Source organism: Pandoraea terrae, assembly GCF_902459695.1.
GTDB lineage: Bacteria > Pseudomonadota > Gammaproteobacteria > Burkholderiales > Burkholderiaceae > Pandoraea > Pandoraea terrae.
Map to the genome: position 1 here is coordinate 1 of NZ_CABPRZ010000015.1, position 14,288 is coordinate 14,288.

Below are 14,288 nucleotides of genomic sequence, written 5' to 3' on the forward strand. Positions count from 1 at the left end.
CATGGGCAACATCTCGGCGAGCTACAACAGCGGGACCGGGGTGATGACGCTGACCTCGGCCGGCGCGACTGCCACGACGGCGCAATGGCAAGCGGCGCTGCGCTCGGTCACGTACACCGATACGTCCGAAATACCGAACACCAGCAACCGCACCATCAGCTTTACCGTGAATGACGGCACCTCAGATAGCAGTGCCGCGACCAAGACGGCCTCGGTGACGGCCGTCAATGACAGCCCCATCAACACGGTTCCCGCGGCCCAGAATGTCAATCAGAACAGCTCGCTGACGTTCAACACGAGCAATGGCAATCAGATCTCGGTCAGTGACATCGATTCCGGCGGCGGCGTCGAGCGCGTTACCCTGACGGCCACCAATGGCCGGGTCACGCTTTCCGGTACGACGGGCCTGAGCTTCATCGCCGGCACCGGTACCGGTGATGCCACCATGACGTTCGAGGGCACGCTGACCAACATCAACGTCGCGTTGAATGGCCTTGTCTATACGCCCACGCACGGCTATCACGGCGCCGGCAGTATCCAGGTCACCACCAATGACCTGGGCCTGACCGGCCCGGATGGCGCGAAGACGGCTACCGATACGGTTTCGATCACGGTCAACAGCATCAATCCCGTCGTCACGAACGTCGATGCCGGCACCGCCAACGGCACCTACAAGGTGGGCGATACCGTCGACGTGTTGGTGACGTTCGACCAGGCGGTGACCGTCGATACCAGCGGCGGCACGCCCACCTTGCTGCTGGCAACAGGTGCCTTGGATCACAGTGCCCGCTACATCTCGGGCTCCGGCACCGACACGCTGACGTTCCGCTATACGGTGCAGGCCGGCGACAGCAGCGCCGATCTCGATGTGGCATCCTCCGCAGCGCTGACCTTGAACGGCGGCGTGATCACCAACACCAGCAGCGATGCCGCGGTACTGACCCTGCCGGCGGTCGGCGGCGCACATTCGATGGGCGGCCAGCATGACATCGTGGTGGATGGCATCGTGCCGGCCGTGGCCAGCGTCGGCGTGCCTGCCAACGGCACCTACATCACCGGCCAGAACCTCGATTTCACTGTCAACTACAGCAGGAACGTGGTGGTCGACACGACCGGCGGCACGCCGCGCATCGCCGTCACGCTGGACACTGGCGGCACGGTCTATGCCAGCTATTTGTCCGGCTCCGGCACCAGTGCCCTGACATTCCGCCTGACCGTGGCGAGCGGCCAGCTTGACAGCAATGGCGTGAGCGTCGCCTCCGCGCTGGACCTGCACGGCGGCACGGTCCGCGACGTCGTGGGCAACGATGCGGTGATCACGCTGAACAACGTGGCGCCCACCACTGGGGTACTGGTCGACGCCGTCGCCCCGTCCGCGCTTGCGATCATCGCCACGGACCCTACGCCGACCGCGGGCAAGGCCGTTCACTTCAAGGTGACCTTCAGCGAGAACGTCACCGGCGTGACTGTTGGCGATTTCGCACTGTCGGGCTCCGGCACGGCAACCGGGCAGATCGCCTCGGTCATGCAGATCGACGGGCAGACCTATAGCGTGGTGGTGAACAACGTGACCGGCGACGGCCAGCTGGGCCTGGACCTGAAGGGCAGCGGTACCGGCATCATCGATACGGCTGGCAACGCTATTGCCGGCGGCCTGGCCGGGCAGCGCTACGTGGTCAATCACACCCCACCGGCGTTGCTCGGCGTGAGCGCGCCGCCCAGCGGCGACTACAACGCCGGGCCCGGGCTGGCACCGCTGGCGCCAGCCCCGTCGGTGCCGCTGATTATCCTGACCGCGCTCGACGCGGCGCCCGGCGTCGATGCGCCGACCCTCAACCAGGGCGGCATCGGCTTCAGCCCGGAGGCCATCGGCAGGAACCCCATCCATGCGGATCCGCTGTCCGCCAACAGCCTGGACCTTGCGCCGCCGGCGCCGGTAGGGCGCATGAGTTTCGTCGAAGTCAGCGGGGCTGGTGGCGTTGGCTTGCAGGCCATGCCGGAGATCGGCAGTGTCTCTGCGCGAGCGGGGGAGGCGATCAGCATTGCGCTGCCGGCTTCGCTCTTCCGGCAGAGCGACCGCGATGCCATGGTGACGGTGGAGGTGCGCCTGGCCAACGGGCGCCCGCTGCCGCCATGGCTCAAGTTCGACCCGGTGACGGGCACGCTGACCGGCAAGCCGCCGCAAGGCATGAACTTGCAGTTCCAGATCGAAGTCATCGAACGGGATAACAAGGGCAACCGCACCAGCAACCGTTTCGACCTGAACGTGAAAGCGCCAGCCGACTCGCGTGCCGGCGTGGAGCACGCCGATCCTTTGGCCGGCCTCCTGCAAGCCGCCGCGCGGCCGACAGGCAAGCCCGCGCTGGCGGTGCAGTTCGATCAGTTCGGCCGGCCCTCGCAGCAGGCCGCCAATGCGGCTTTGCTGCACCATCTGCAATTGAGCCGGCATACGCAAGCACAAGCACAAGCACAAGAACAACCGCAACCGCAACCGGAGCAGGTCTAAGTCGGTAGCGACTCACGCCATGAACGAACATAAAACGCAGCAATCCCGGAAAGAGGAACATCCGTTGTCGAACGCTATCTCTCGCTTTGTCCAACCCGGACCCAAGCGGCTGGTCTCCGTCTTGGCCGCCGCTGCAATGCTGGGTGGCTGTGCCGTTCAGCCGGTCGCCACCACCCTTGCCGAGCGCACGGCCGAACTGCCTGACCAGCGCCAGGCGATGTACCAGAACCAGGAGGCGCTTGCCGGTCCGGTCACGCTCGAGGAGGCCATGGCGCGCGCGCTCAAGTACAACCTGGACGGCCGGCTCAAGCTGATGGAAGAGGCCATGGCCCAGCGCCAACTCGACCTGTCGCGCTGGGACATGCTGCCCAGGCTGACGGCCGATGCCGGTTATGCCTGGCGCAGCAATGAACTCGCATCGTCCTCCAGGGATGTGGTGACCGGGCAGCAGTCCCTGGCGCCGTCCACCTCCTCGGCGCGCTCGCACTACACCGGCGACCTGAACCTGTCGTGGAACGTGCTGGACTTCGGCGTCAGCTACTACACCGCGCGCCAGCAGGCCGACCGCGTGCTGGTCATGGGCGAGCGCCGCCGCAAGGTCGTGCACCTGATGATGCAGCAGGTCCGGCAAGCCTACTGGCAAGCGGTGGGCGCGCAGCAGCTCGAAGCCAAAGTGGAGCCCATCCTCAAGCTGGCGCAGGAGGCACTGGATGACTCCCAGCGCATCGAGAAAGAGAAGCTGCAGTCACCGCTGGAAACGCTGAACTACCAGCGCCAGCTGCTCGATATCCTGCGCCAGCTCGAAGCCGTGCGCGACGAACTCGCGCAAGCCAAGCCGCGCCTGGCGTCGATCATGAATGTGCCTCCGGGCGATGACTACACGCTGGCTGCCCCGGCCGGCTTCACCATGCCCAAGCTGCCCGTGGCTGCGGACAAGATGGAAGAAACCGCCCTGGTCAACCGGCCCGAGCTGGTCGAGGCCGGCTACAACGAGCGCATCGGCCTGGATGAAACCAGGAAGGCGCTTGCGAAGCTGCTGCCGGGCGTGACCTTACAGCTGGGGGCGAACTTCGACACCGACAACTTCCTGGTGAACAAGGCCTGGGACAACGCCGGTCTGCGCATGAGCTGGAACCTGCTCAACCTGCTCAACGCCGGCAACATCCGTGCCGCCGCCGACGCGCAGTATGAAGTCGCCAAGCAACAGCGCCTGGCCCTGAACATGGCGGTGCTGACCCAGGTGCACGTGGCGTATCGCGGCTATCTGGGATACAAGCGTGCCTTTGAGCTGTCGGACAAGATGAACGACGTGGACCAGCGCATCCTGATGCACACGCAGAACGCCACCCGCTCCAACGCAGCCGGCAAGCTGATGGAGATTCGTGCCGGCGCCAGCGCGGTGATGTCCGAGCTGCGGATGTATCAAGCCTACGGCGCGCTGCAGAATGCGTCTGGACAGATGATGGTCACCCTGGGCCTGGACCCGTTGCCGACGGCCGTCGGCGGCTACGACCTCCCGACCTTGCGCGCGGCCATCGCCGAGCACGAGAAAACCCTGGTTGAGCCCGCCACGCAGGTGCAGTAATCCAGGCGCTTGGCAGTTCAGCAGTCCAGAAATTCAGCAATCCGGCAATTCAATTTTACCGTCACTCCGTCATGAAACGCTTTGCATTGAACGCCACTGCCTTGCTGCCGCTGGTGTTGGCGGCGGCAGCAGCATGCGCGGCACCCGCGGCACCTGCGGCCGCTCCCACCACGTTTGCCGGCGCCGATAAGGATGGCCGTATCCGCACCCAGTTGGCGGCGCGCGACTTCGCCACGATCTCCAGCGAACTCAACGCCAAGATCGACCGCCTGCCGTTGCGCGAGGGCGACCGTTTCCGTGCCGGCCAGACGCTGGTGTCGTTCGACTGCGCGCTGTTCAGCGCCCAGCTCCACAAGGCCGAAGCCTCCTCCGGGGCCGCGCTGAAGGTACTTGCCGTCAACAAGCGCCTGGCGGAGCTGAACTCGGTTAGCAAGCTGGAGATCGAGCAGGCGGAAGCCAAGGCCAAGGAGTCGGCTGCCGAAGCCGATTATATGCGCTCCACCGTCAGCAAATGCAGCATCGCGGCGCCGTTCTCCGGTCGCGTCACCAAGCGCCTGGCGATGGCACACGAGTTTGTCACGCCGGGCAAGCCGCTGCTCGAGATCGTCGATTCCAGCGATCTCGAGCTGCAGATGATCGTGCCGTCCCGGTGGCTGGCGCGCATCAAGCCGGGCACGTCGTTCACGGTCCTGGTAGATGAGCTCAACCAGTCATTTCCGGCCAAGGTCAGCCGCATCGGCGCCAAGATCGACCCGATAAGCCAGGCGATTTCCATCACCGGCAAGATCGAGGGCAGCCAGGCGGCGTTGCTGCCGGGCATGAGCGGCTGGGCGAGCTTCCCGGACAAATGACACAAGCCGCCGATACGCCGACGGCGGTTGCGCCGCTGCTCACGCTGCTGCAGCTGGAGCGCCGCGCGCGCGAAGCGCAAAGCGTGGAGGCCCTCGGATTCGTGATGGCCAATGAGACACTCAGCCTCGTGCCCTACCGGCAGGCGGCGGTCTGGCTGGAGAGTGGCCTGGGGCACGTCGCGGCCGTATCCGGCCTGCCGCAGGTCGACCCGAACGCGCCCTATCTGCAGTGGCTGGCCCAGCTCTGCCGCGGGTTGGCCCATGCCTATGCCGATACCGTGTCCATCGACGCCGGTTCGGCGCCAGCCAAGGCCGGCGCCGACTGGGCAGACTGGCTGCCCGCGTACGCGCTGTGGCTGCCGCTGAAAGACCAGCTAGGCCGGCGCGACGGTGCGCTGCTGCTCGCGCGTGAAGCCCCGTTCACCGAGCACGAACTGGCGGTGTTGGCCGAGGTCACGCACGCCTACGGCCACGCGCTGGCGGCGTTCCGGCCAGCGCAGCCGCTGGGCCAGCGGCTCAAGGCCATGCTGCTGCCGGGGCGAACGCGCCGCAGGGTTTTGTTCGGCGTGCTGGCGGTCTGCCTGATTCCCATGCGGCTCACCGTGCTGGCGCCGGCCGAGGTCTCCGCGCGCGATCCTTTCCTGGTTCGCGCGCCGCTCGACGGGGTGATCGAGCGCATTTACGTCCAGCCGAACCAGCCGGTACCGCAAGGCGCGCCGCTGTTCAGTCTGGATACCGTCGCACTGCAGACCCGCCGCGCCGTGGCTGAGCGCGCTTACGACACGGCGCAGGAAACGTATCGCCAGTCGGCGCAGATGGCGGTGACCGACGATGAGAGCCGCCTCAAGATGGCACAGGCCCGTGGCGAGCTGGACCAGAAGGCGCTGGAACTCGACTACACCGCGCGGCAACTTGCGCGCGTGCAGGTCAAGGCCGAGCGCGAAGGCGTGGCCGTCTTCGGCGACGTGAACGACTGGCAGGGCAAGGCCGTCACGATTGGTGAGAAGGTACTGCTGCTGGCCGATCCGGCCAAGGTGGAGCTCACGGCGCAGATGCCGGTGGCGGAACAGGTCAGCATCAAAGCCGGCGACATGATCACCTTCTACCCGGATGCCAACCCGACCCAAGCGTTCGATGCCCGCATCATCAGTGTGTCGTATGCCGCGGCCGAAACCGACGGTGGCGTGCTGGCCTACCGCGTGCGCGCGAGCTTTGCCGCCAAGGACCTGCCGCGACTTGGGCTGCGTGGCACGGCGCGCCTGTCGGCCGGCTGGGTGCCGTTTCTCTATCATGCGTTGCGCCGTCCCTTGACGATCGCGCGCCAGTGGATAGGCCTTTAACGTGTTGCCCCCATTACGTCAGGACCTCACGCTGCATCCCGGTCCCGCCGACACCAGCGGCGCACCGACCTGGACCTTGCACGACCCGGCTTCCAACAAGTTCTATCAACTATCCTGGCCGGCCTTCGAGATCCTCTCGCGCTGGTCGCTGAGCGACCGGCGCGCGCTGCTGGAGGCCGTGAACCGCGAAACCACACTGAGCGTGGGCGAGGACGAGCTTGAGGCGGTGGTGCAACTGCTCCACCGCCACAACCTGCTGCTCGCGTGGCGGGCAGAAGACAGCGCGCGGCTGAGTCGCATCGCGGGCGCGCAGCGCGTCAGCAAGGCCATGTGGCTGCTCAAGCATTACCTGTTCTTCCGTATGCCGCTGGTGCGGCCCATGCCCATGCTGCAGCGTTGCGCGCCCTGGGTCGAGTGGGCGTTCAAGCCACGCTTCTGGTGGGGCGTGGGGCTGGTTGCCTTGTTTGGCCTCTACCTCGTCTCGCGCCGCTGGGATGAATTTACCCATACCTTTGCCTCCTATGCGGGCCTGCAGGGATTCCTGGGCATTGGCTTGGCGCTGTCGCTGGCCAAGGTGCTGCATGAGCTGGGGCACGCATTTACCGCATACCGTTACGGCTGTCGCGTACCGACCATGGGGGTCGCCTTCCTGGTGATGTGGCCGGTGCTCTACACGGACACCAACGAAGCCTGGAAACTCATGCGGCGCGAGGACCGGCTCAAGATCGGTGCCGCGGGCATGCTGTCGGAACTGGCGCTGGCCGCCTTTGCCACGGTGGCGTGGAACTTCCTGCCGGACGGGCCGCTGCGCGCCGGCGCGTTCATGCTGGCGACCAGCACGTGGCTGCTGACCCTCGCCATCAATGCCAGCCCGTTTATGCGCTTCGACGGCTACTTCCTGCTGGCTGACTGGCTCAACATGCCCAACCTGCACGATCGGGCATTCGCGATGGCGCGCTGGTGGCTGCGGGAACGCCTGTTCGGCCTCGACGATCCGGCGCCCGAGTCGTTTTCGGCATCGCGGCGCCGCTTCCTCATCGTCTTCGCTTTTCTCACTTGGCTGTATCGGCTCGGCTTGTTCTTCGGCATCGCGCTGACCGTCTATCACTTGTTCTTCAAGACGCTGGGGCTGGCGCTGCTGGTCGTCGAGCTGGGCGTGTTCATCGTCATGCCGGTCGTGCGGGAAGTGCTGGCGTGGCGCCGCCGCCGTGGGGATATTCACTGGAACGCGCAGACCCGGCGCGCCGTGGTCGTGCTTGCCGTGCTGCTTGCGGTGGTGGTGATTCCCTGGCGCGGCACCCTTCGTGCGCCGGCCGTGCTCAGCGCGAGCCAGAGCCAGTCGCTCTATGCGGCCCAACCCGGCTACGTGAGCGGCGCCGCGGTGCGCGCCGGGCAGGCCGTGGCCGCCGGGCAGTTGCTGGTGCAGCTGGTGTCGCCGGAACTTGACTTCCAGCTGGCCGCCGCACAGGCGCAAGCACAGCAATTGCGCTGGCAGGTCGAGCAGCAGCCGTTTGCCACCAAGCTGCGCGAGGAGGGCGATGTGCTGCGCCGCCGCTGGGCTGCCGCCCAGGCGGAAGTGGCGGGCCTTGCCGAAGAGCGCAAGCGCCTGGAGGTGCGCGCGCCGTTCGCCGGGCGCGTGGTGGATGCCAACCTGTTCCTCGCCGATGGCGCGTGGTTGGCGCGCGGCGAGCCCCTTTATCATATCGTCGGCCGGGATAGCGAGCTGAAAGCCGAAGCCTTCATCGGCGAGCAGGACCATGCCGCGCTCACGGCCGGCAGCAGCGGCGTCTTCGTCGCCAACCTGCCGGAGTTCGGCTCGGTGCGCTGCGCCGCCGCGCAAACGGACCAAGTCAGTGTCGCCGGCCTGGAGCAACGCACGCTGGCCAGCCTCTACGGCGGTCCTATCGCGGTCACGCGCAGCCAGCACAACGGATTGGCGCCGACCACGGCCATCTACCGCGTGCGCTTGTCGCATTGCGACTCGCTGCCGCTGACGCGGGAATTGCCGGGTACCGTGCTGCTGGCACGCCAGCGCCATAGCCTTGCCGACGACGCCTGGACCGCGCTGCTGGGTCTGATGCAGCGTGAGCGCGGCCTTTGATCGTGCAGCCCGACGCGAAGACCGAGGAATGTGGGGCAGCGCGCCGACAGTTCGTCGTCAGTGGACCGCGATAAGGATGCCTAACGGTGACAATTGGGCCGCTCGCCCTGCATAGGGGCGGTCACCGGGCGGGGCATTCAGGTGCCAGGAAACCGCCGCGCCATCCATGGGGTAAAAATTGAAAATGAAAAAGGGCTTACAGACGAAAAATCTGTAAGCCCTTGATATTCCTGGTCGGGGCGAGAGGATTTGAACCTCCGACCACCTGCACCCCATAAGGGTATATGACCTTCCGCGGTCGTTCGCGCACGTTCGATCGCTTACGTAAAGTACTGATTTATATAGAAAATACACAATTCATTCGTTCATTAACGTTCGCAAAAAGTCCGGGCGGGTCGGTGCATTTTCGGGTAAATTTCGGGTAAATTGGGTGCGGACCAATCGCGCCCGACGCGAGACCACGGAGCCCCGCATGACCAAACTGACTGTGCGAGACATCGAGGCCGCGATTGCGGCGCAGCGTGCAAGCGGCAGCAAGCCCCGCAAACTGACGGCCGACACGGGGCTGCGGCTGCATATTGGCGCGACTGGCAAGGCGGTCTGGTGTGTGCTCTACATGATCGACGGACGCGAGCGCGAGTACCGCCTGCCCGAACCCTACGGGACCGGCAAGGGGCACTGCTCATTGGCCGCCGCGCGCGAGCGGGCCTCCGAGATCCGGGCGCTGGCTCGCGGCGGCGTCGACATCCAGAAACAAATCGAGGACGCCCGCGCGGCGGCCGAACGGGTCGCGCAGCGCGAGCGAGAGGCGCAGGACGCCCGCGAGCGGCGCTTGACGGTCCGCGCGCTCTTCGAACGGTGGGCCGCGCTCGAACTCGGGAACCGCAAGGACCGTGGAGCCGAGACGCGGCGCGGCATGGAAAAGGACGTGCTGCCGGCGATCGGCGAGCGGTACGCGGAGGACGTCAGGCGCCGCGAGGTGATGGACATCCTCGATACCGTGAAGGCGCGCGGCGCGAATCGGCTCGCCAACCGCCTGCTGTCCGAGATGCGCCAGATGTTCGGCTTTGCGTTCGTGCGCGAGATCGTGCCGTCGGACCCGACCTTCGGCATCAAGAAACGCGACGTGGGCGGCAAGGAGACCGAGCGCGACCGCGTCCTGTCGGAACACGAAATCCGGCTGCTACCCGGTCAGCTCGCCGCCGCCAACCTGCTTGACTCGACGACACTCGCGGTGTGGGTCATGCTCTCGACCTCCTGTCGCATCGGCGAGCTCACCGGGGCAACTAAGGCCGATATCGATCTCCGGACAGGTGTTTGGGTCCTGCCCGAGACGAAGAACAGCAAGTCTCACACGATCTATCTCAGCGATTTTGCAAAGCGCCACCTGCAGGCCTTAATGACGCTGTCGGCCGATCCGGCGTGGCTCTTTCCGTCTCACCGGACTGAAGGCGCCGTGACACCCAAGTCGATCACCAAGCAACTACATGATCGTCAGCGCGGCAAGGCAAAGACCAACGGCCCCAATCTGACCAACGCCCTGATGCTGCCCGGCGGCAACTGGACGCCCCACGACCTGCGCCGCACCGGCGCCACACTCATGGGCGAACTGGGCGTGCGCCCCGACGTCATCGAGAAGTGCCTGAACCACCTGGACGAGAACCGGATGCGGCGGGTGTACCAGCGCGCCGTCAAGAAGGAGGAGCAGATCGAGGCGTGGCGCTTGCTCGGCGACCGGCTCGACCTGCTCACGCGCATGGACGCCGACAACGTGACGATCTTGAAGTCCGCATGACGGAATCTCGCGCGCAGCCGTCAGCACCCGCCCCGTGTGAATCGCCGTCGTCCGGCGCGTAATTGATTCGATCAACCACATGTCGGGATATGGTTAATAGCCCGACGTGACGGTCTTATAAATCAATGGGTTACGGAGATCAGATCATCCAATCTTGTCCAAATCCGTGGGTAAATTTGGACAGCGTTGGGACAGGATTGGGACAACAATTCCTTGCACCAAACGCCTCGACCGAAGTTTACGCGATTGTCTCTCAGCGGTCGATACGTGTCTCGTCACCGGTCAAGTCTAGCTGTAGCTTCCCGGCGGCCATCACGACGATTGGGGCAACGCCCACGCAAGTGACTACAACATCATCGTCCCCCATTCGTCATAGCGCTTTACCCTAGTAGTCAGCGAACGCTTAAAAACGCTAGTCTTATTCCGACGAACCCCCATTCTGTGCCCCTCGGCGGGTTCCTTGGCCTGCTCAATACCGAAGCAGGCTTTTTTCATTCTGGGCGTCGCGACGGCATACATCGGTACGTGCAGGGGTTATTTCGCAAAACGCCGAACCGTGGCAACATCGACGCCACAAAGAATGTACGCATGGAAGGTGGCTAGGCACGCGATGAAAATGCGCTGGGAGAAACTCTATTCAGGTGGGTTGGGCGAATTTCACGAATCGCCGGAGGCGCATCGTCGCGCAATGCGAATGAAGCGGGCGCTTTGGGGCCTGATGGTTGTTGCCTTGGTTGTGGGAGTCGCCAGCGCATCAGTGGTATGGCACTGGCAAGGCGATGCGCGGGACCAGATCAAAGTGGGTCCGCGTCGCTTGCTAGACGCGGACCCAGTGCCTGCCAGCGCGCCGGGGGAGGCTATTCTGTCAGGCAACGTCAGCATAGGGCCGGACCGGCCCGCCGGAAATCAGGGGAAGTAGGTAAGCTGAAAATTGGATAGGAAACACCCTGCGTCGGGAGACGGCGTGATGCTAGAAACCCCTTGGCCCTATCGAAGGGGGCAGGTCAGATTGGTGACTGTTTCGGACGGCCTCTAAGACCCCATGCAATTTTTTTTGCGACGGCGTCGGACGCCAATGGACAAGTTTTGTCAAAAAAACACAGCATTCACTGCGTCCGGAGTTTTTCGGCGCGCTCGAGGGTGCTCACGTAATTTCGATCGACACCCACTATGTCCCCCACCTCATTCTGGGACATTCGTTCACCTGAGCGGTGTGTGAAAACGAGGTTAGGGTGCGGTTACTCGGCGGCCACCGCCTTTATCAGATCGACTTGGCCGCATGCATGCTGCCCGCGTGGACGCCAGCAAGGTGCTCGCAAAGCCTCACCAGAGGCGAGCTGAATCGTGTCCTGCTCATTGTGTGCTGCCTAACGGCTTGACAGCAAGACGTCGGAGAAGTCGCAATACTTCTGTGCCAGCGAGATGAATGCGGACATCAGGTCGCTGCGACGGTTGGCCTTGAGCACCGCGACGTACGTGACAGCCGGCAGTGGAGGCGTTACGTCAATCGTTTGCAGCATGCCAGCTGACACGAGGTGCCGAAAGCTCACCTTTGGCAGATAGCTGATGCCGAGCCCAGAGACCGTCATGCTCACAAGCGCCACGATGCTGTTGCTGCTCAACTTCTTTGGCGGGTCGAATCCGGTCGATCGGAACCACCGCTCATAGATCAAGCCCGGCCCAGATCGATTTGCCAGCAACGTGAACGCATTGAGTTCGGAGATGGCCCGTGGTCGATCTTCGTTCAGCAACCCGGGCTTGCACATCCAGGCATTCTCAACCTGACCCACGGGCTCGGACACAAAGCGCGGATCCGAGTATGCATCCGGGACGATCATCAGGTCGATCTCATCGGCAAGAAGCCGCTCCCGGAGTGCAACGCTGGCGTCGACATCTGGTTCTACGGTCACCATTGGGTACTGCGCTTGCGTCACAGCGATGAGGCGTGGCATCCAGGTCATCGCAGTGAGCTCCGTCACGCCGATTCTCAAGGTTCGGACAATGACGGTCGGGTCGCTCACTTGGCCAATCGCCTCTTCACGCATGTCGAGAAGCCGCTTGGCATAGGCGGCAAGTTCGTCGCCCTTTTCGGTCAGTCGGGAAGCCCGTTGCGTGCGATCAAACAAGGGTACTCCCAACTGCCCCTCCAGTTCCTGGATGCGTTTGGAAATGGCTGATTGGGCAGTGTTGAGCTTGATCGAAGCAGGCAGAAAGCCGCCGAGCTGTGCGACCCAGTAGAGCGCTTCGAGCTGCTTGAAAGTCACCGACATGCGTTCCTCCCGAGAAGCACATATCGTATCACCGAAAGTGATTTTCTTTGATCTAGAAATATCGCTTTTTTTGTTTTTTTGTCTGATCGATGCTTCGTAGCGTCACTCATACGTCACATGCCTCGGCTGTCAAAGGATCAAAGAACGTGATCGAGATCAGGAACATCAGCAAGTGGTACGGCAATGTCCAGGTGCTCAAGGAGTGCTCTACCACGATCGATAAGGGCGAGGTGGTCGTGATCTGCGGCCCTTCGGGCTCTGGCAAGAGCACATTGATCAAGACCGTCAACGCGCTGGAGCCAATCCAGAAAGGCGAGATTGTCGTCAACGGGACCGCCATCTGCGCCCCCAGAACCAACCTGCCGAAGCTGCGTTCGCAGGTCGGCATGGTATTTCAGCACTTCGAGCTCTTCCCACACCTGTCTGTCACCGAAAACCTGACTCTGGCGCAGGTCAAGGTGCTCGGGCGCAAGTTGGGCGATGCACGAGCTCGGGGCTTGCGCATGCTCGAGCGGGTGGGGCTTTCTGCTCACGCGGACAAGTTTCCCGGCCAGTTGTCCGGCGGCCAGCAGCAGCGGGTAGCGATCGCGCGAGCCCTATGCGTGGATCCGGTCGTAATGCTCTTTGACGAACCTACGTCGGCGCTCGACCCCGAGATGGTGGGGGAAGTGCTCGACGTGATGGTGCAGCTGGCTAACGAAGGCATGACGATGATGTGCGTAACCCATGAGATGGGGTTCGCCAGAAAGGTCAGCGATCGGGTGATCTTCATGGACGCTGGCCAAATCATTGAGGACTGCCCGAAAGATCAATTCTTCGGTACCCACCAAGCCCGCACTGTGCGCGCTCAGGACTTCCTATCGAAGATCCTCGCGCACTGAGGGTCTGCCACACTTGTCCACCTGATCTCAACCGGAGCCGTCAAATGCATTTACTGAAGAACACTCTCGCCCTTGCCCTTGCCGTTATGGTGAGTTCTGCCGTCGCTGCCGATCTCGGCGGCACATTGCAAAAGGTGAAGGAGACCAACCGCGTAGTCATCGGCTTCCAGGAAGCTTCGGTGCCTTTCAGCTACCTCGATGCCAACCAGAAGCCTGTCGGCTTCACGATCGACATTTGCATGAAGATCGTCGATGCAGTGAAGCGAGAGCTGAACCAGCCGCAGTTGGCCGTCGAGTTCACGCCAGTCACCGCAGCCAACCGCATCCCGTTGTTGATGAACGGCACGATCGACCTCAACTGCGCTTCGGCCACCAACAGCGCCGAACGCCAGAAGCAGGTCGCATTCGCGAACTCGCACTTCCTGACCGCCAGCCGCTTCGCCGCCAAAAAGGCATCGAACCTGCACAAGATCGAGGACCTGAAAGGCAAGACGGTAGTGTCGGTGGCCGGCTCAACCAACATCAACCAGCTCAACAAGGTAAACGCTGAGCGCAACCTCGGCATGAGCATCGTCGCGGCCAAGGACCAGCTCGAGGCATTCCTGATGCTCGAGACCGGCCGCGCACAGGCCTATGTACTGGACGACGTGCAGTTAGCTGTGGCGATCGCGCGCTCGAAGGATCCGGCCGGTTACCTCATCAGTGAGGACGCATTCTCCAAGCCGGAGCCCTACGGGATCATGCTTAGGAAGGACGATCCCACCTTTAAGGCGCTGGTCGACCGCGTGACAGCCAGGATCTACCAGAGCCCCGAGATCGAGGCGCTGTACAAGAAGTGGTTTCAGTCGCCGGTGCCGCCCAACGGCATCAACTTCAATTATCCGATGGCCCAGGTGCTGCGCAACGCCTATCAGAAGCCCAGCAGCAGCTTCGACCCCAACGCCTACCTCCAATGAGGG

General features: G+C 63.6%; 9 protein-coding genes. 8 read left to right on the forward strand and 1 reads right to left on the reverse strand.

Annotation, left to right across the window (positions count from 1 at the left end; translation table 11 throughout):
- The 6 genes from PTE30175_RS28260 to PTE30175_RS17180 all read left to right on the forward strand — a co-directional run.
- Positions 1-2,506: putative Ig domain-containing protein (locus PTE30175_RS28260; protein ID WP_224788822.1), on the forward strand; the 2,506-nt coding region annotated here is incomplete at its 5' end.
- Between the two features lie 19 nt (positions 2,507-2,525).
- Positions 2,526-4,091 carry a TolC family protein gene (locus PTE30175_RS17160; RefSeq protein ID WP_224788823.1) on the forward strand — a complete coding sequence of 522 codons (1,566 nt, stop codon included), beginning with the start codon at positions 2,526-2,528 and terminating at the stop codon, positions 4,089-4,091.
- Positions 4,092-4,192: 101 nt separating this feature from the next.
- A complete protein-coding gene (locus PTE30175_RS17165; RefSeq protein WP_224788824.1) occupies positions 4,193-4,942 on the forward strand; it encodes an efflux RND transporter periplasmic adaptor subunit in 750 nt (249 codons plus the stop codon).
- Positions 4,939-6,282, forward strand: coding sequence for an efflux RND transporter periplasmic adaptor subunit (locus PTE30175_RS17170; protein ID WP_150698290.1), 1,344 nt, complete (start codon positions 4,939-4,941; stop codon positions 6,280-6,282). Before PTE30175_RS17165 ends, PTE30175_RS17170 begins: the two co-directional genes overlap by 4 nt.
- 1 nt (position 6,283) lies before the next feature.
- A complete protein-coding gene (locus tag PTE30175_RS17175; RefSeq protein ID WP_150698291.1) occupies positions 6,284-8,383 on the forward strand; it encodes an HlyD family efflux transporter periplasmic adaptor subunit in 2,100 nt (699 codons plus the stop codon).
- Between the two features lie 487 nt (positions 8,384-8,870).
- A complete protein-coding gene (locus PTE30175_RS17180; protein ID WP_263596288.1) occupies positions 8,871-10,178 on the forward strand; it encodes a tyrosine-type recombinase/integrase in 1,308 nt (435 codons plus the stop codon).
- Between the two features lie 1,367 nt (positions 10,179-11,545).
- Here the strand turns inward: PTE30175_RS17180 and PTE30175_RS17185 are convergent.
- The gene (locus tag PTE30175_RS17185) at positions 11,546-12,448 is read right to left on the reverse strand and encodes a LysR family transcriptional regulator (protein WP_224788825.1); all 903 of its coding nucleotides are present in this window, start codon (positions 12,446-12,448) and stop codon (positions 11,546-11,548) included.
- 146 nt (positions 12,449-12,594) lie between these two features.
- Here PTE30175_RS17185 and PTE30175_RS17190 point away from each other — a divergent pair, with 146 nt between their 5' ends.
- Both PTE30175_RS17190 and PTE30175_RS17195 read left to right on the forward strand, forming a co-directional pair.
- Positions 12,595-13,329: an amino acid ABC transporter ATP-binding protein gene (locus PTE30175_RS17190; protein WP_150698293.1), complete on the forward strand. Its 735-nt coding sequence runs from the start codon at positions 12,595-12,597 to the stop codon at positions 13,327-13,329.
- Between the two features lie 44 nt (positions 13,330-13,373).
- The gene (locus PTE30175_RS17195) at positions 13,374-14,285 is read left to right on the forward strand and encodes an amino acid ABC transporter substrate-binding protein (protein WP_150698294.1); all 912 of its coding nucleotides are present in this window, start codon (positions 13,374-13,376) and stop codon (positions 14,283-14,285) included.
- The last annotated feature ends 3 nt before the right edge of the window (positions 14,286-14,288 follow it).

Coding starts and splice junctions, on each gene's coding strand:
- PTE30175_RS17185 (WP_224788825.1), bottom strand. CDS start 12,448: ATGTCGGTGACTTTCAAGCAGCTCGAAGCGCTCTACTGGGTCGCACAG.
- PTE30175_RS17195 (WP_150698294.1), top strand. CDS start 13,374: ATGCATTTACTGAAGAACACTCTCGCCCTTGCCCTTGCCGTTATGGTG.
- PTE30175_RS17170 (WP_150698290.1), top strand. CDS start 4,939: ATGACACAAGCCGCCGATACGCCGACGGCGGTTGCGCCGCTGCTCACG.
- PTE30175_RS17160 (WP_224788823.1), top strand. CDS start 2,526: ATGAACGAACATAAAACGCAGCAATCCCGGAAAGAGGAACATCCGTTG.